This is a genomic window from Herbivorax alkaliphila (genome assembly GCF_030848475.1).
In the GTDB taxonomy this organism is placed as follows: Bacteria; Bacillota; Clostridia; order Acetivibrionales; family Acetivibrionaceae; genus Herbivorax.
Genome location: NZ_JAVDDS010000031.1, coordinates 1 through 19,197 on the forward strand (window position 1 = coordinate 1; position 19,197 = coordinate 19,197).

Annotated in this window: 13 protein-coding genes; 2 read left to right on the forward strand and 11 right to left on the reverse strand. The window is 32.3% G+C overall.

The features are described 5' to 3' along the window. Nucleotides 1-447 precede the first annotated feature (447 nt). Both RBH29_RS11745 and RBH29_RS11750 read left to right on the forward strand, forming a co-directional pair. Nucleotides 448-1,245: a copper amine oxidase N-terminal domain-containing protein gene (locus RBH29_RS11745; RefSeq protein WP_306697030.1), complete on the forward strand. Its 798-nt coding sequence runs from the start codon at nt 448-450 to the stop codon at nt 1,243-1,245. Between the two features lie 117 nt (nt 1,246-1,362). Then, a complete protein-coding gene (locus RBH29_RS11750) occupies nt 1,363-5,385 on the forward strand; it encodes a vWA domain-containing protein (protein WP_306697031.1) in 4,023 nt (1,340 codons plus the stop codon). Between the two features lie 101 nt (nt 5,386-5,486). On the opposite strand, the gene RBH29_RS11755 is transcribed toward RBH29_RS11750, so the two are convergent. From RBH29_RS11755 to RBH29_RS11805, 11 genes are all read right to left on the reverse strand, one after another. Further along, nucleotides 5,487-7,418: an NAD(+) synthase gene (locus RBH29_RS11755; RefSeq protein ID WP_306697032.1), complete on the reverse strand. Its 1,932-nt coding sequence runs from the start codon at nt 7,416-7,418 to the stop codon at nt 5,487-5,489. Nucleotides 7,419-7,711: 293 nt separating this feature from the next. Beyond that, entirely contained in the window at nt 7,712-8,539 is an 828-nt protein-coding gene (locus RBH29_RS11760) for a beta/alpha barrel domain-containing protein (RefSeq protein ID WP_306697034.1), read from the reverse strand. A 15-nt stretch (nt 8,540-8,554) separates the two neighbouring features. Continuing rightward, complete coding sequence (locus RBH29_RS11765) at nt 8,555-9,622, reverse strand: homocitrate synthase/isopropylmalate synthase family protein (protein WP_306697035.1); 1,068 nt, start codon at nt 9,620-9,622, stop codon at nt 8,555-8,557. Between the two features lie 30 nt (nt 9,623-9,652). After that, nucleotides 9,653-10,534, reverse strand: coding sequence for an ABC transporter permease (locus tag RBH29_RS11770; RefSeq protein WP_306697036.1), 882 nt, complete (start codon nt 10,532-10,534; stop codon nt 9,653-9,655). Between the two features lie 18 nt (nt 10,535-10,552). After that, on the reverse strand, nt 10,553-11,350 hold the full coding sequence (gene modA / locus RBH29_RS11775; RefSeq protein WP_306697038.1) for a molybdate ABC transporter substrate-binding protein: 798 nt from the start codon (nt 11,348-11,350) through the stop codon (nt 10,553-10,555). A gap of 47 nt (nt 11,351-11,397) precedes the next feature. Beyond that, nucleotides 11,398-11,700: a 2Fe-2S ferredoxin gene (locus RBH29_RS11780; protein ID WP_306697039.1), complete on the reverse strand. Its 303-nt coding sequence runs from the start codon at nt 11,698-11,700 to the stop codon at nt 11,398-11,400. A 14-nt stretch (nt 11,701-11,714) separates the two neighbouring features. Next, on the reverse strand, nt 11,715-14,321 hold the full coding sequence (nifB, locus tag RBH29_RS11785; protein ID WP_306697041.1) for a nitrogenase cofactor biosynthesis protein NifB: 2,607 nt from the start codon (nt 14,319-14,321) through the stop codon (nt 11,715-11,717). A 19-nt stretch (nt 14,322-14,340) separates the two neighbouring features. Then, on the reverse strand, nt 14,341-15,681 hold the full coding sequence (nifE, locus tag RBH29_RS11790; RefSeq protein ID WP_306697042.1) for a nitrogenase iron-molybdenum cofactor biosynthesis protein NifE: 1,341 nt from the start codon (nt 15,679-15,681) through the stop codon (nt 14,341-14,343). 133 nt (nt 15,682-15,814) lie between these two features. After that, nucleotides 15,815-17,176, reverse strand: coding sequence for a nitrogenase molybdenum-iron protein subunit beta (gene nifK / locus RBH29_RS11795; RefSeq protein ID WP_306697045.1), 1,362 nt, complete (start codon nt 17,174-17,176; stop codon nt 15,815-15,817). 1 nt (nt 17,177) lies between these two features. Further along, a complete protein-coding gene (gene nifD, locus RBH29_RS11800) occupies nt 17,178-18,773 on the reverse strand; it encodes a nitrogenase molybdenum-iron protein alpha chain (RefSeq protein WP_306697046.1) in 1,596 nt (531 codons plus the stop codon). 14 nt (nt 18,774-18,787) lie between these two features. Further along, complete coding sequence (locus tag RBH29_RS11805) at nt 18,788-19,171, reverse strand: P-II family nitrogen regulator (RefSeq protein WP_306697048.1); 384 nt, start codon at nt 19,169-19,171, stop codon at nt 18,788-18,790. Between the last annotated feature and the right edge of the window lie 26 nt (nt 19,172-19,197).

Here is a 19,197-nt window from a genome sequence, read left to right on the forward strand (position 1 = left end):
TATGATATTCTTCTCATATCTGTCCTAATCAACATACCTACTATTATAATTACAAACCAGCCAAATGTTTCCTCCCTCTTGAAACATTTGCGAAATTGATGTAAAATTTCATTTATAAGCTTGAACATTGACGCTTACCCCCTATGGTTTTTTATGTTTTGCAAATCTAATTTACCATGGGTAGACCTTTGTAATTTCATCAAAATATTGGATGAGTATATCCATTTTTACTACCACAATATTCATACATGTGAAAACTATGATTCTAATGTAAAGCAGACGGAAATGTTACAGAATATGTTTAAGATATAATTTATGCACCCTTTACTCATGAATGTATGGTAATTATGAAATATTTGTAGTATAATTAAAATATGTATAAATAAAATTCTATTTATTTACCAATCCACTATTACGTATTAATATTCATTACAGGAGGTGTATAATTTGAGGAAAAATAACTCACTGTTGCTAGGTGTTATTATTAGTATTTTAGTCTTTCTTTCTATTTCATTTCTATCTTTGTTTCCAGCCAATGCTTCAACAGATACAGCTATAAACGTTTATATTAACGGTAATAAAATGCACTTTAATCAAAACGCTGATGACCCTCCACCGTACATTAAAAATGGACGAACATTAATTCCATTTAGAAGGATATTTGAGACCTTTGGAATGGAAGTGGTGTGGAATGGTTCTGATCGTTCAATTACAGCAAAAAATGATAGTCTAGAAATGCAACTTATAATTGGTCAAAAATACGCTTTAGTTAACAACATTAAAAAAGATTTTGACGTTGCTCCTGAAATTACCGGAAACAGAACATTTGTACCCTTAAGATTTGTAAGTGAAAGTATTGGTGCAAATGTAAAGTGGGATGCTTCTACCCAATCTGTTTTCATATCATTTCCACAAAATAAATTACGTCCTGGTCAAGAATCAACCTATAATGACATTAGATTTTCAATTGATAGTTTTGAGTCTCAAAATGATCAAAGAGAATATGTTGTATTTGGAAGAGTTAATTCTAAAGATGCAAGGTTATTAATTGAAGTTAAAAATGAAACAATGTCATTTTCCGGAGTAAGCTACATATTGGATGAAACATCTGTTGATGGCATGTATCAGTATTCTGCAACCATATATGTCAACAGTGACTTTACCCCTAAAAACGTTTATATTAAATTGTTTGAAAACAATGAAAAAGTACGAGTAGCTGAATACATTTTTTATATCTCTAATTAAGGTACTCTCTATAATCCTCAATTCAAAATTTATATCTTAAAAATATTTTTATTTACCCATGCTATTGTTAAATAAACTTGTAAATTATTTATTGTTAGTTTTTTGGAGGTGTAAAACATGTTAAAAAGAAAATTGTTAAGACCTTTATGTTTTTTAGTGATGTTTTGTTTTATTGTAAATATTATGTTTGTTAAAGTTAATGCTTCTTATACAACCAATATAAATAACGATATAGGTATAAGTATTTTAGAAATGTCCAAAACACCTTTTGGTGCTCAGGTTAGACTCAATGGTACTATCCCAGAAAATTTAACAAATGTGACTGAAAAAGGGTTTGTTTTTTCTAAAACCCCCGACCCCACTACATATGATAACAAGGTTATCTCTCAAGGCAATGACTATACTGCAACAATAAATACTCTTGAAAGAAATGAATTGTATTATGTAAGATCTTATGTAATATCAAACGATACAAAATATTATAATGACGGTACATATTTTTTGACTACATTTTTTGAAATATCTGCCCAGGCAAGAATTGGTGACAGTGAATATACAAATCATATTAATGCTGACGAAGGTGATGAAATTGAAATTAAATATACTGTACATGAGAACGAGCTTGAGCGTGATCGTCATAATGATACTGTTGAAATTGCACTGCTGCTTGACGTATCTGCAAGTATGGCACTAAGTGGTAGAATAGGTCAATTAAGATTAGCGTCACAAAAATTTATTGACAAATTTAAAGATAATCCAAACGTTAATATTGTCGTTATTCCCTTTGCAGGTTATGCGAATCCCGAAGAGTACTATGGACAAGCTACTGGAGGCAAATTATTGAATGCAAAAGAAGATTACAACACACTAAGTTCTCAAGTCACAGATGACCTTCGTGTTATTCTTGCTACAGAAACTGCCTCAGGAACAAATATAGGAGATGCATTAAGAGTTGCTTATCACACTCTTAAAAACTCACCTAATGAAGGTTCTTCAAAATATATGATACTTAAATCAGATGGTGATTCAAACTTTAGTACTGTAGACTTTAGTCGTAATCGTTTGGGCTATGCAACAGTTAACGGAAGAAGTCAGGATTATTTCGATTCAATATCTGGATTTCGTTATGTAAATGAAAACAGCTCTAATTATAATTATTTTCTAGAAAATGTTATGCATGGGGATGAATTAGTAACACGTTTACCCTTTGACAGACTAAGAAGAGGAGTTCATAGAATATCTCATAATCTTTCATATCCAAACGAATATGCTTATGCTATGGCAAAAATGATTAGAGATGATACAGAACTTAATATTTCTTCATATTTACCTGGTTTTATGCTTGATGACACTGGACATGAAATATACAACAAACTTGGTGGCATTTTAGAAGCTTATGAACATAATAACAAACCATATATATCTGTTGAAAGTGCAAACCAGTTAACTGATGTATTCGATACAATAGCAAGTGATATACACGATAAAAACATATCAATCGAAAATCATAATTTTAATACAAATTTCAACATATCAATGCCTTTTCAAGCTGAAGTTTCAGACTTAATAAACAACGAAACAACTTACAACGCAAGAATTAACGAAATAAACCCTATTGATTCTTCAATAATAAATACATATTATAAGGAGTTTTCTGTTGTACAAGAAAATGATAAAACTTTACTCCAAGGAAATTTAGATGAACTTATATTTCATCAAATTGAACTGACAAATGAATTCAGTAGTTATAGAACAAATAGATTTGAAGTATTGGTTAACGCAACATTGTCAACTAATGAAAATATCGTATTAGAGGGTAGTAACAATCATCTACAATATTTAATTAATGATGATAAGACAGCTTATTCAACGCCACAGGACAATATTTTTATTGAAGCGCCGCATCCACAGCCAACAATTTCTGATTTGTCTTTATCGCTTGAATACAACTCTGATCCCTATAAAGTTAAAAACTGGCCTAATAATAACAATTATTTAGAATTACACAAAAGTGATTCAAGTCGTCTTGATATAACATATAAGAATCCTGGAAGTTATATTGTTACAGAAGAAGATAGAGAAAAACAATTACTTATTCTTGTGGATTCATCATCAAATATTGTTGAGGTAGAAAACCCATTGTTATCAGGCTTGGATTATTTACTGTACTCTTTTACAGATATGGATGTAAGCGGAGGCTCTGTTGTTTTTGATGGTAAAATCAGATCAGATGATGTATTTAACTCCACAGCAGGTCATATCTCAATAAGAACACCTCTTGAAGATGGAACATATGGTCCAGGTTCTCTTGAAGCTTCAGAGATAATAGCAACAGGAGGTAATGCACAAGAGCTAATAGATATGCAAGTAGATCCTGATTTGCATATAACAAAAGATGAGCTTATAGATTTATTTAATAATCAGTTTGCTAACAAACTAGTCTCTGATTCTCAAGAAGCACATGCAGCAGGCTACCATGCAGTATATAAAACAACTGACAGCATATTTACAGGTGGTGCAAATCACAATGTTAGTATGCCTGACCACGAGTTCGTAAATATCAGATATCAATCTGAAAATCCAAATCCTCCTCCAAATGGTTTTATGACCTTTGTTATAACTAATGATAATCATCCCACACAGGGAGGTCTTTTTGAAATTAAATCAGACATGTTCTTTGATGGTAACCTTCAAATCAGTTTAGAAAATATTGAAGGATTAGAAGATGCTTTTATAACCGCAAGAGGAGATATATTAATTGAAGGCAGTAATGTAACATCTGAGATTAATAATTTAAACCTTTATTCTATAGAAGGAGACATACTCTTTAAAAGTGCGGCATCATCCATATCCGGAATGGCTCTTGCACCAAATGGAGAATTACTTTTTTTAAGCACCGGAAATACTTACCACGGAAGTTTCATAGCTGACAAAATAGATGTTACAAGTGATGTTACTTTTAAACACCAAATACAAACAAACAATACAATACCCGAGACCATCTACACGTATTATTCAGAATTAAATACTTACAAAGACATTATAGTAAATGATATTTTGTCAAATTTAGAAGGTGAGGATGATATTTCTGTAGGAATAATTCCCTACGCCCATAAGGAATTAACAGATGAAGATTTTAAGTTTTATAACTTAAATGATGAATATCAGGATCTTTTACAACTAATAGAGAATATTGAACATAGAGAGACTACTGACAATAACTTAGGAGATGCTTTAAGAAAATCATTTTATTCTATTTTTGAAAGTGAAAATGTTTCAAACTATTCATTAGTGTTGTCAGCAAACAATCCTAATACAAGTTCATATTTAGATTCTAATATTCAGTTTTTGCATTATAACAATAGCCAGCCCGCAATATATACAGGAAAATCTTCAGAAAATCATCCTTTAGATTACGCTAAGTTTTATTCCGAAACCCTTAGCTCTTTTAACACAAATATGTTATTTTACGACCTTTCATTATATAACAACAGTGAAATTACAGCTAATCAATTATTTGATATAAAAGAAGGAGCCTATGATGTATCGATTGACCCTGAAAACAATTTAAGTAACACGGTTGATTTCTCAAAACCATTAAATAATAACCAGATAACAGAGGCATTCAACTCATTTATTACAGGATTAAATGTAATTATTCCTGGATCAGGTGCAGATGTAGACAAAATTATTTTCGAGGAAACATTACCACTAAGTGTTATTCCTGTTGAAATTGAGGGATCTAAGATTGATAGAAATGCTCTTTCTCAAAATGAATCTTTAAGTTTTACATCAAATAACAATAACAATTGGACTATAACACCCATTGATGAAAATGGTAGATCTCGTTTGCACTTAAAATGTGAGATTGATATTAACAGTGTTGAGCAACATGTAGTAGATAATGAATACATTTTAACAATACCTGATTTCATCATCAAATTTGGTTTCATATATGGTAGCGACTTTGAGCCAGTACCAGATGAGTGGCTAACGAGCAGAAAAGTGTTTGTATTTAAAGGAGAAGATGCTACGCTCTCAGTAACCTTAAATAATTCAGAAGGTAATTTTATTGGCATATTTACCAATGAATATCATGACATAGAAGTAGAGGTGTTTGATTCTTCTCTAATAAGCTAAATAACTTATCTATTTTTGAGACTCCATCTTCTAAAAGGTGGAGTCTATTTTATATTATGCCTACTTAATATCGTGATAATAATATTTTTAGTTGTAAATGCCTATTCATTATTTAGTTCATTAATCCAAGAATTAACCTGTGCATCACTTGGCATGCGCCAATCCCCTCTAGGTGAAAGACTTATTGTACCTACTTTTGGCCCATCAGGCATACTAGACCTTTTAAATTGCTGGCTAAAAAATCTCTTTAGAAAAAATGTAAGCCATTTTTTTATTTCATCCTCTGCATATTTATCAACAAATGCCTTATTTGCAAGAAATAATATTTTTGAAGGTGTAGCCCCATATCTCAACATATGATAAAGAAAAAAATCATGAAGTTCATATGGACCTATTAAATCCTCTGTTTTTTGCTTGATTTTCCCAACATGGTCAGGTGGAAGAAGCTCTGGTGATATAGGTGTTTCAAGAATTTTTTTTAATACACCCTCTACTTTTTTATTTAAAACATTATCTGCTGCCCAACTTACTAAATAACTTACAAGAGTCTTTGGTATGCCTGAATTTACAGAATACATAGACATATGATCTCCATTGTAGGTACACCATCCTAAAGCCAGCTCTGACATATCACCAGTGCCTACAACAAATCCCCCCTCTTTGTTTGCAATGTCCATAATAATCTGTGTCCTTTCACGTGATTGGACGTTCTCATATGTTACATCATGGATTTTAGGGTCATGTCCAATGTCTTTAAAATGTTGCAAGGACGCTGTTTTTATATCTATATCTTCCATAGTTACATCCAATGATTTAATAAGTTCTACAGCATTTTTATATGTTTCATCAGTAGTTCCAAATCCTGGCATTGTAACAGCAATGATATTTTTTCTTGATAGTTTAAGGTAATCAAAAGTTTTAACAGTCACTAAAAGAGCTAGAGTAGAATCAAGCCCACCAGATATACCAAGGACTGCTTTCTCTATTTTAGCATGTTTCATTCTCTTTGCAAGAGCAGTTGTTTGAATTCTAAAAACATCACTACATCTTTTATCTATTGCTCCTGTATCACAAGGAACAAAAGGATGAGGTGGTACATACCTGTTAATGCTTTCTGCCTCAACATGTTTTAATTCAAATTGAACTTTCCTAAATTTCATGTCTTTTAAATATCCATACTCCATATAGCTTGTATTTCTACGTCTGTGATTGATAATTTTTAAAAGATCCACTTCGGAATATATTAGCTGATTTTCAACAAATCTTTCTGATTCACAAAGATTTGTCCCATTCTCAGATATAATACAGTGTCCACCAAAAACCAAATCTGTTGTTGATTCTCCTATGCCAGAAGAACTATAGACATAACCCGCTATGCATCTTGCAGATTGCTGATTAACAAGTTCTTTTCTGTACTCATACTTTCCTACTATTTCATTGCTAGCAGATAAATTAAAGATAATTGTAGCCCCATGCATAGCTTGAAAACAGCTTGGAGGTGCAACCGACCACAAGTCCTCACATACTTCGATGCCAAAACAAAGATCCTTATTTTCTTTGTCTTCAAATAACAAATCAGCACCAAAAGGCACTTCCTCATTGAAAATATTAACAGTATCCCATATGGAATTCTTAGCAGAGGAAAAACATCTTCCTTCATAAAATTCACTGTAATTAGGTATGTATGTCTTAGGTACAATTCCTAGCACCTTTCCCTTTTGTATAACAACTGCACAATTAAATAGCTGATTATCCTTTAAGACAGGAATTCCAAGTAAAGATATTATTTCTAAATCTTTTGTCTCATCTAGTATTTTATATAAACACTTAAATGCATCTTTTTGAAGTGCATCCTGATAAAATAAATCACCACATGTGTAAGAGGTTATAGAAAGTTCGGGAAAGACAAGAATCTTAATACCTTTTTCTTCACCTTTTTTTATAACATTTATAATTTCACTAGAATTATATTCACAATCTGCCACCTTAAGCTTTGGGACAGCTGATCCTAATCTAACAAACCCATATTTCATAATTTTATCACCCTTATTTTTAAAAAATAACTTTAAATTAGTTTATCATATTTATTTTAAAATATCCACGCTAGGTAAAAGACAGGGTGCATATATTATTAGTCATGGATAAGAAATAACATCCAATTCTCATCATCCAGAACCCGTTAAATCATCGGAATTTTGTCCTTCAAAATAGACGGTGAACTCGTTTAGATAAAGCTAAACATCGAGGCTTCAGGTGAAGACTCAACTCCACCTGAAAATTTATAAGTGCAACTTCACCTTATAGAAGGTAAAGTCTTACAATAAGATTAACAGACAGAAGAACCTTCATATTGTCTATCTATAATTTTAAGAATGGATTTTTGAATTCTATTTATTTCTTTAACATTGTATTTTTTACAGCTTCCCAAAAGCCCCTTTGCTGATATTACAAATTTTAAAAAATCACAGTTTCCAGCCCTCTCTCCAATACCTCCAATAGTACAATCCACAAATTCCACCCCTCCTCTAACAGCTCCTATTGAATTTGAAACAGCCATTCCAAGGTCATTATGGGTGTGAATTTCAAGTTTTATATTTCTAAAATGTTTTTTTATAATTTGAATATCCTGATATATTTTATTTCTATAAAGTATACCTACAGTATCTGCGTATCTAACTCTTTCTACTCCTAATTTATAAGCATAGGTAATTATACTTAGAATAAAATTAAAGTCCGCCCTTGATGCATCTTCTAATCCCAAAGTAACCTCAAAACCTTTTTCTCTTGCATAGTTTACACATGTCATCATATTTTCTAGCACCCATTCTCTATCTTTTCCAAACTTATGTTGTATCTGAATATCTGATGATGGTACTGAAATGTGCATTATATGAGGGTTTATGTCAATTGATTCTTTTATATCATTTATATTCATTCTATTCCATGCAGAAATCCTGCTTTTTAAACCAAGTCCCATAATTTCATAAATACTATTTTTTTCTTCTCCCCCCATTGCAGGAATACCTGCTTCAATCTGGTATACACCCATATAATCTAGCATTTTTGCTATCTGTATCTTGTCATTTTTCCTAAGAACCACACCTGCTCTTTGCTCTCCATCTCGCAAGGTTGTATCAACTATTTTAATCAACACAATCACCACTCCCTATCAAGCCATAATAAGTTTTTTAACATTTTCTTTATAAATATCTATAATTTCTTGATCAAAAAGATCCCTCTTGTTTTCAACACTCTTTTCTCGAATTAGCCCTAATATTTCTGCCGCTTCTTCAATTCTACATTTTATACCCAATTCTTTAAGCTTTTTTTGAACTGCTCTTTTTCCTGAATGTTTACCTATTGTCAATGTTCTATTTTGCCCAACAAAACAAGGGGCAAAAAGCTCATATGTTATTGGGTTTTTTTCTATACCATCTGCATGTATCCCTGATTGATATTTAAAAATCCCTTCCCCAATTACAGGTTTATTTTCAGGTATTATCCTGCCAGTTATTGTTGAATAAAATGAAGCTATTTGAGATAATTTGCTTAAATTAATTTTGCTTTTTCTGTTTAATAAAACTTTTAGTGCCAGCAAAACTTCTTCTAAGGGTGCATATCCATTTTCTCTCCCATAGCCAGTAAAGGATGTTGTTATAAAGTGTATATTGTTCATAATACCTTCTATACAAAGGGCAGTTGCCTCTCCAAACTCATTTTGAGGACATAAATTTACCTTAAGTTTAAATTTTTTTTCTGTATTTTTTATCTCATTTATCCACTTAGGAATTACAAATGTATCCAGACCTGTTATTCTAATATAACTAATATGTTTTTCTAATATATTTTTATCTAAATATTTTATTTTAAACAATTCTTCAAATTCATTTACTGGATATTCAATAGTAATACTTACATTATGTTTTTTTAAAAGATTAAGTAAGTCTAATCTTTTCATTAAGTCTAAAGATATAACACATTTTTTCACGTGGCTATCAATACATCTTTTTGCATCTTCTTCATTTTCAATCCTGTATATAAAATCAAGTCCTGCTGGAAGCTTTCCAATAAGTTTTTGAATAGTAGTATTAATTTCAAAATAATCCACTCCTACATCCTTTAAAAGCCAGCATAAATAAATTATTTCAAGTCTTTTGCCATGTTGTTTTTCTGTAAATATTTCAGGCAAAGTTCTGTCCACTATATTTATTCTGCCATTATCTAATTTAAAAGACATAAAACCACCTCCTGATTAAAAATATTTCTATTAGATTTCTTCAGTCTTTAAACATACTTTTGTAAAGTAGAGTACTACAAATGAAATTATAAACATTACTACAGAAAGAAGTGCTGCCGATTTAATATCTGTCTGCATATATGTATATATTTGAAGTGGTATAGTTCTTGTACGTCCCATAACGTTTCCTGCAAAAGTAATAGTTGCACCAAACTCTCCCATTGCCCGTGCCCATGATACAAGAAGCCCAGATGCTATATTTTTTTTCAGCATTGGAACTACCATTTTAATAAAAGTCTCTATTTTCCCTGCACCAAAAACATATGATGCCTCTAAAACCTCTGGTGCTATAGATTCAACTCCAGCTTTAAAAATTTTAATATAAAATGCAGATGCTACAAAAAACTGTGCAATTATCACGGCTAAAGGTGTAAAAGAAATAACTATACCAAACCTTGATAACACTCCCCCTAAAATTCCCTGTCTTCCAAATGCCAAAAGAAGTCCAATACCTGCAACTGCTGGTGGTAAAACTGTAGGAATACTTACAAAGACATCTAAAATCTTAGATAAAAAACTCTTTTTAAATGTCAAATAATATACAACAGGAGTTGCTAGTAAAAAAATAAATATAGATGATAATATACCAGTTGATAGACTTAATAATATAACGTCAATATTTTGTCTGTTGGTAATAGTTTTCCCAAAATCTTTAAAATCAGCTACTCTTATTATTGATAAAATTGGGAGTACAGTGATGGCTACATAAATAACTATGAATATTGCAATAAAAAAAAGCATAATAGATTCTAGTTGCAATGACTTATGTTGGCTCATTACTTTTCTTTCTCTTTTTACTTCAACCATTGCTTTTTTATTTATTTTTATAATGTTTTCTCCTGTTTTAAACATATTATCATCTCCTAAAAGTCAGTCCACAATAAAACCATACTTTTTTAAAACATCCTTACTCTCATATAAAATAAATTCATAAAACTCTTCTGATAATCCACTTTCCCGATCTCCAATAATTAATGCAATTGGATATTTTGCATAGAGGTCATTGAATATTTCCAACTCAATTATCTCAACTTCATTTTTTATCCCTTCTGTTACATCAGTTCTATAAACCACCCCTACGTCAACTTCTCCAAATAAAACTTTACTTACTACATCTTTAACATTAAGCTCTTCTGTAACTATATTGCTTAAAATTTTTGATTTTTCATAGTTGGATATAATTTTGTTTTTGAGAGCTATCTCAAGAGACTCATTCCAATAGCTTCCCACAGGAACACTTTTATTTCCTGCTGCAATGTTAAGTCCTTCCTTATATAGATCTTCTAAGCTTTCTACTTTGTATTTACTCTTGTTATTTTTTATTAAAACAAGACGGTTTTTTGCAAAAACACTGTATTTATCAACAAAACCCTCTTCAACTAGTGCATCCATGTATTCTAAATTTGCACTTAAAAAAACATCTGCCTTTTCCCCTCTTTGAATATAGGTCTTTAATGTTTGACTTCCTGCAAAATTTATATTTATTTTTACACTTTCTTCTTGTAAATTCTCAAAGTTTTCCTTTATTTCAGTAAGGCTTTCTGTAAGACTTCCAGCTGCTAATACAGTTATTTCTTCAAAATTATCATCTTTAGAAAAAGCATTACATCCTATTAAAAAAATAAAACACAAAGTTACTCCCAATAAACTAATTATAATTGCTCTCATATTACATCCCTCACTGTCTTTAAATAAAAAACCTCTGTGGTTTATATTTAAAGTCTTTCAACCTTTATGCCATTTTCAAAATGTGACTCTACAATTTCTTCTACATCGTCAGGAGTAACTTCCTTATACCAGACACCCTCTGGATAAACAACCACAACTGGACCTGAATTACAGATACCCAAACAACCAGTATTTGTAATCATGACTTCATCATTAAGTTCTCTGCTATCAATTTCTTCAATAAATGTTTGTATAACCTCGACCGATTCTTTTGAATAACAATAACCTTTTTGCTGTCCATTAATTCTAGAACTTGAACAGACAAATACATGATACTTAGGCTTTTGCATAAAATCCTCTCCTTTTATATTACCGTTTTACAAGTTTCTTTTTTCTCAAGCACTTCAATTGCATAATTTACCCCATCTTTAATTGAACCACATGTCTGTATTACTTTTATCCCCTTTTCTAGCATTTTCTTTTGAGGGCTGTAACCAACTCTTAATGCCAACACAGCATCACAATCATTTATAGTTTTTATAAGTCTGTCAATTTTAGAGTCCTCATCATCACAATCAGATACTCCAGTACAATATTTTTCAATACTTCTTTTTTCAATGAATTTTATTTCACCCTTTTTAGAACTATAAATATAAAACTCATCAACATGTCCAAAATGCTTGTCGATAATCATTCCTGACTCTGTTGCAATTGCAAAGGTGTACTCCTTATTACTTTTTAAGCTACTACATGCACTCTTTGAAAATTGGGAAGAGACATCCTTTCCTAAAATCCCAACAGCATCTGCTCTGCACTGTTTGCAGTGATACATCTGTTTTAAATACTTTTCACATTTTTTTCTCATTTCTCCAAGTTCTCTATTATTTGTTTGAGGCATGTTTTCAAAAGAACTTCCTTTTGCAGGAATAAGGGGCATAATATTGCTTATAAAAACTCCTCGACTCTTTACTTCCTTGACTACTTCTTCAATGTGCCTTTCATTTATACCCTTTATCATTACAATGTTTACTTTACAAACTATTCCTTTTGAAGCCATATAGGACAGTCCTGATAGTTGATTTCCGATTAAAAACTCAGCTGCTTTTTTACCAACAAGTTTCTTCCCTCCAAAGTTAACTTCACTATATATCTTCTTTCCTATTTCTGGATCCACTGCATTTATTGTAACTGTAATATGGGAAATACCAGCTTCAATTATTCTATCAGCATAGTAAGGAAGCATTAAACCATTTGTAGAAAGACAAAATATAACTTCAGGGTCTACTTCTTTTATAAGTTCTAATGATTTTATTGTGTTTTCAAAATTGGCTAGAGCATCACCTGGTCCTGCAATTCCAAGAACTTTTAAGTTAGGCATTTTTTCTTTTAGGGTCAAATATTTATCCAGAGCTTCTTTAGGGGACAACACCTCACTTGTAACTCCTGGTCGACTTTCATTCATACAATCGTATTTTCTGTTACAGTAGTTACACTTAATATTACAAGAAGGTGCAACAGGTATATGCATTCTAGCTACCTTACAGGCTCCCCCTGAAAAACAAGGATGTGATAAAGTCTTTTCTTTTGCAGTAATAGTCTCCTCTTTTTTTACTGTTTCTGAAAAATACTTACCGTACATCTCTTTTCTGTACTTATTATATTTGTTTTCTAAAAGAGTATTGGTCATGTTGTCAAGAAGCATTAATGATCCATTATATCCTACAATGTTAGATCTTTGTGCTCCAACTCTGTCATGTATAGGAAAACCAATTCTCACTAAAGGAATACCTTCTCTTTCAGTTATAAATTTTCCATCAGAATTTCCAATAAGTAAATTTGCTTTAAGTTCTACAGCATGTTTTCTAATTGTATCAAAATCAGTATCATCAATAACCAAAGGCGTATGCTTTTCTTTTTTCAAAAGCTCAGTTATTGATTTATTAGAAGAACCTGTAGCTATAAGCAAAGGCTTTATTCCATTTTCCAGACAAAGTCTTCCAACTCCATAAGAAATCTCTGGATCTCCAAATATAACAGCCCTTCCCTCACCGTTAAACTTATGGGAATCTATCATCCCATCAAGTAACCTACCACGATCTTCTAAGAGTTTTTTTGGTGTTCTCTTTCCTGTGATTTTTGAAATTGTCTCTAAAAAAACATCTGTATTTCTTATGCCTATTGGATAGGGACATCTATGAAGAGGTACCTTATATTTATCTGATAAATATTCACCTGGAGAAATATTACCAGTAACAGTCATCCCCATTTCTATAGTTGCCTTGGCTCCAGCCATTTTCCTTATATCCTCAATTTTTGTACCTCCTTGGGGTATCTTTTTATACTCTTTTTTATAAGGAGAGTCTAATGTATCAGAAACATCTGGTAAGATAGTGTACTTTACTTTAAATTGGTCAAGTATGCTTTTTATGTTTCTAATGTCTCCAGGATTTAAACATCCTGTAATAATATTTATACTTTCATTTTTTGTTTTATCATCCGAAAGACTTTTCACAATGCTTGTAAGAGCCCCATAAAAGCCCTCAAACTGAGTTCCTCCATAACCTGGTGTGGATATTGGCACTATTTCCACTGCCTTTTTAGAAACAATCATATTATCTTTTTTAAACTCTTCTGTAATTCTTTTTATGTCCTCTCCAATTGTTTCTGCAAGGCAAGTAGTGGCAACTCCTATAATGGATGGACTATAAAGCTTTATCATATTTATAAGTCCCTTTTTTAGATTTGCTTCTCCTCCATAAACAGTACCCTCTTCACTTAATGAAGATGACCCCACATCTATTGGTTCATTATAGTGTCCTGCCATATGTCTTCTTATATAAGTACTACATCCTTGAGAACCATGAAGTATTATCATGCTGTTTTCTATTCCTTTAAGTGCCATTACAGCGCCCATCGGCATACACATTTTACATGGATTTATATTTAAGTTTACAAAATTTTTGTTTTTCATATTGATCACTTCCTATATTCTAAGAGGATTTTACAAATTCCCATACTGGACTGTTTACGGTAAGATCTAATTCCTTTGCAAAGTTTAAAGCACCTTCAAACCCGCATAGTGGATGCTTTCTTTCATGGTTGTGGTCGCAAAATGCAAGGCCTAACTTGTATGCTAAAGGCCGCTCCTTTACACCTCCAACCAAAAGATCCGCTTCCTTCTCTTTTATGAATTTTTCTAGTTCCGCTGGATTTGTGTCATCAAGTATGACTGTTCCTTCATCACTAATGCTTTTTAGTACCTCATATTCGTCTTTTCTTCCTGTCTGAGTTCCTACAACAACTGATTTTATTCCTAAATCATTAAACTGTTTTATTAAAGAAATTGCTTTAAATCCACCACCTACATAGATAGCAGCTTTTTTGCCTTTTAATCTTTCTCTTAAGGCTGAAATTTTTAGTCCATATTTAGCCTTTTCACTATTAATAAGCTTTTCAGCCCGTTTTATCATTTCTTTGTCTCCATATCTTTGGGCTATTGTCAAAATTGATGTACAAGTATCTTCAAATCCAAAAAAACTAACCTTTACAAAAGGAATATTGTATTTTTTCTCCATTTCCTTAGCAAGACTTGTCATCGAACCTGCACACTGCACAATGTTAAAAGATGCTTTAGGAGCTTCTAATATCTCCTTGTAAGTAGAGTCCCCTGTTATTTTAGCTATTACATTTATACCAATGCTCCTTAAATATCCCGTTATAATCCACATTTCACCTGCTAGGTTAAAGTCTCCAAGAAAATTTATCCCTTTTTCTTTTTCTGGTAAATCATCCCCCATAAGCTTTAATAATGCTTTTCCTGCTGCCCTATACCCCATTGATTTGTTTCCTGCAAACCCACTGGATTTAACAGGTATGACCCTTATTCCGTATTTCTTTTCTGCCATTTTACATACTGCGTCAATATCATCTCCAATAACTCCAACTATACATGTTGCATATACAAATATAAGCTTAGGTTTATACTTATCTACAATTTCATCAATTGCCCCTGTAAGTTTTTTCTCTCCCCCGAAAACAACATCGTGTTCTCTCAAATCAGTTGAAAAACTATTCCTGTATATTTCTGAACCACTAGAAAGACTACCTCTGATATCCCATGTGTAGGCAGCACATCCGATAGGTCCATGTACAATGTGAAAGGCATCAGTTATTGGATTTAATACAACCCTTGCTCCACAATATACACAAGCTCTCTGGCTTACTGAACCTGCAACACTGTCTTTTTCACATTTAATGCTGCCCTCTTCCTTTTGGGATTTATAACATATAAACTCTTTTCTATCTTTTAAAATATCATTTCCCTTTGCCATAAAAGCTCCTCTCCTTTCTTATGGTTAATACAGAAATTTTTCAACTTTTGATCTTAAATAGTTTTTAAGATTTTTGCTTTTAGAGCTTAAAGAAAAGCTCTAAAAGCATCAACCATAATGTATTTTTCTTTAACTACATGATAAGTTCTAAATCTTCGTCTAAAGCATCTCTGTCCTGTCTGTCTAATAATGCATTACTAATTAGCTCTATTATTCTCATTGCACCTTTGTACCCCACAATAGGCATGTATGAGTGAACACTTCTATCTAGTATTGGAAAACCAATTCTAACAAAGGGAACATCTTCAGCTCTTGCAATATATTTTGAATGAGTAGTGCCAAGCATTATATCCACCGGCTCTTCCTTCATCCACTGGTGAAGTGTAAAAAGATCTCCTCCGCTCTTAACTTTTCCTTCAACTCCTGCTTCTTCAAGCATTTCTTCTATTTCTTTTTCAAAGGCCTTTTCAGGTGTTCCTGTCAAAACATATTTAGGTATCATCCCCATGCTTATAGCGAATTCTGTAAGTCCAATTACAATATCTGGGTCTCCTGATATTGCAACTTTTTTACCGTGGTAATGGTAATGACAATCTACCATTACATCTATTACCTGCCCTCGTTCTTCTTCAATTTCTTCTGGAATATCTTTGCCTGTAACATTTGACACTTCCATTAAAAATTCGTCTGTAGCTTTTATTCCAATAGGTGTTTTTAAAACCTTTGGAGGTACTTTACATTTCTTTTCAAGCTCAAATGCACCATCAGAAGATGCAAATCTTCCTAATGAAACTGTGGCAAGAGAATTACCTGAATCTTTAATGTCTTCAACTTTTGCTCCTCCTTTAGGATACATTTCATACTTTCCAGTAACGGGAGTATCTAATACACCACTTGTATCGGGAAACATAATAAACTCTGCTCCCATTTCCTTGAGTATTCTCTTTATCTCTCTCATATCTGAAGGATTTACAAAACCAGGTATTACATTTATTTTCCCATTTGGTTTTTCAGTATTTTGAGCTAAATAATTAACCATTCCTTTAACCATATTTAAAAATCCTGTAATATGAGATCCTTTGTAACTTGGTGTATTAGCATGAATCACTATTTTTCCTTCAGGAACTTTTGCCTGCATAACATAAGTAGGTACATCATCACCTATTGTCTCTGAAAGACAAGTTGTATGAACTGCTATAACATCTGGATCGTATATAGTAAAAACATTTTTTATTGATGTTTTTAAATTTGATCCACCACCAAAAACTGATGACCCTTCTGTAAAAGAGCTTGTAGAGGACATTACTGGATCTCTAAAATTTCGTGTTAGAAATTTTCTGTGATAAGCACAGCATCCTTGTGAACCATGACTATGGGGAAGACATTTATGGATGCCTAATGCTGCATACATGGCCCCTACAGGCTGACATGTTTTGGCTGGATTTATTACTAAACCTTTTCTGTTGACGTATTCTTTTGGAGTATAATCTAACATATTAATTCCCTCCTATATAGCTTCCCTCAAGCATGGGCTGGGTTTTCCATGGAGGAGTTATCATATCCCACGCTGGAGTGGTAATACCCATTGCAATGTCTCTTGCAAAAATAACTGAACCTTTAAACCCTGCGTAAGGACCGCTGTAATCATATGAATGTAGTTGTTTTGAAAATATTCCTGCTTTGTGAGCTATGTATTTATCCTTTATACCTGAACAGAATATATCTGGCTTTAAAATTTTCAAAAGTTCTTCTGTCTCATAGTGATTCAAGTCATCAACTACAATACTTCCATTATCCATTTCCTTTATCATTCCTGAATAATAATTTAAAGAAATTTCATCTTTAAGCTTCTCATATTGCTCTTTAGTCAAAAACAACTTATAGTTTTCAGGATCTTTAGTAACTTCAAGGTTTTCTATGTTTTTGCTGTCTCCATCTTCTTTTATATCAGGAAGTGCTTCTCTACCCTCATAGTCATCTCTGTGAGCAAACTCATAACCTGCTAAAATTGTCTTGATTCCTAAGTCCTTTAGAATATGTTGATAGTGATGTGCCCTTGACCCTCCAACAAATAAGGCGGCAGTCTTTCCCTCACACATTTTTTTATATTCTTCAAGTTTATAAGTTATCTCTTTAAGTTCTTCTTCAATGACAGCTTCGGTTCTTGCTATGAGATCAGAATCATCAAAGTATTTAGCTATGTTTCTAAGACTTTTTATTGTGCTTTTTACTCCAATAAAATTTACTTTTATCCAATCCTGACCGTATTTAGTTCCCATCATTTCTCCAATGTAGTTAATTGAACGATGACATTGAATTATATTAAGATCTGCCTTATGAGCACTTTTTAAATCTTCCACCGTTCCATTTCCAGGTATTAAAGATACTATTTCATAGCCAATTTTTCTTAAAATCCTCTCTATTTCCCATCCATCTCCACCAATGTTGTATTCACCTAAGATGTTAATAGCAAATTTTCCAACTACCTTCTCACCAGTTCCAATAATATGTTTTATTAAACCATTGTTTGCTATGTGATGGCCTCCTGATTGGCTGACTCCTTTATATCCTTCACAGCTAAATGAAACTACCTTTATTCCATATTCCTTTTCTGCTTCTGAAGCAATAGAATGTATGTCATCACCAATCAATCCTACTGGACATGTGGAACATATAAATATAGTTTTAGGCTCAAATATTTCAACTGCTTCTTTAATAGCTTTTTTGAGTTTTTTCTCTCCTCCAAATACTATATCGCTCTCTTGAAGGTCGGTAGAAAAACAGTAGTTTAAAAAGTTTTTTTCATCACCTTCTGTTCTTCCTTTATTCCTTCTAGTTCCCCATGTGTAGTAACCACATCCTATAGGACCATGGGTTAAAACAACTGCATCTCTTAAAGGTCCTAAAACAACCCCTTTGCAACCTGCATAACAGCATCCTCTGTTTGTTATTATCCCGGGAACTGTCCTTGTATTTGCCTTGATTTTCTGAGGTTCCTCGGTATTATTATCCTTAACAATAATGTGTTCTTTTCTGTTTTTAAAAACAGCTGCAGGATAATTTTCAACTATTTTGTCAATTTTCTTTTTCATATATAATCACCTCGTCAAATGGCTATTTCTCCACTTTCTTTTGTTCTTATCCTTATAACTTCAGTAATAGGAACAACAAATATTTTCCCATCCCCTGGTTTTCCACTGCTGTTAATACTTATTATTGTATCTACTACCTTTTGTACGTCTTCATCTTTAGCTACAACTGACAACATTCTCTTTGGTATAAGCCTGTGAATTTCAGAAATTGTTTCTGCAATCTTAGGAGATGGTATTTCACTTTCAAAAATCAAATTTTCTATTATGGAATAATCCACTTTCTTCTTTCCTCTCCCAAGAACCCTTTTACAAGTCAATGAAGAAAATCCCTGCTTAACCAATTCTTCTTTGGTCTTATTAATCATGTTCATTCTTATAACTGCTAATATTTCTTTCATGACAAATCCCCCTTTTTCAAGATATT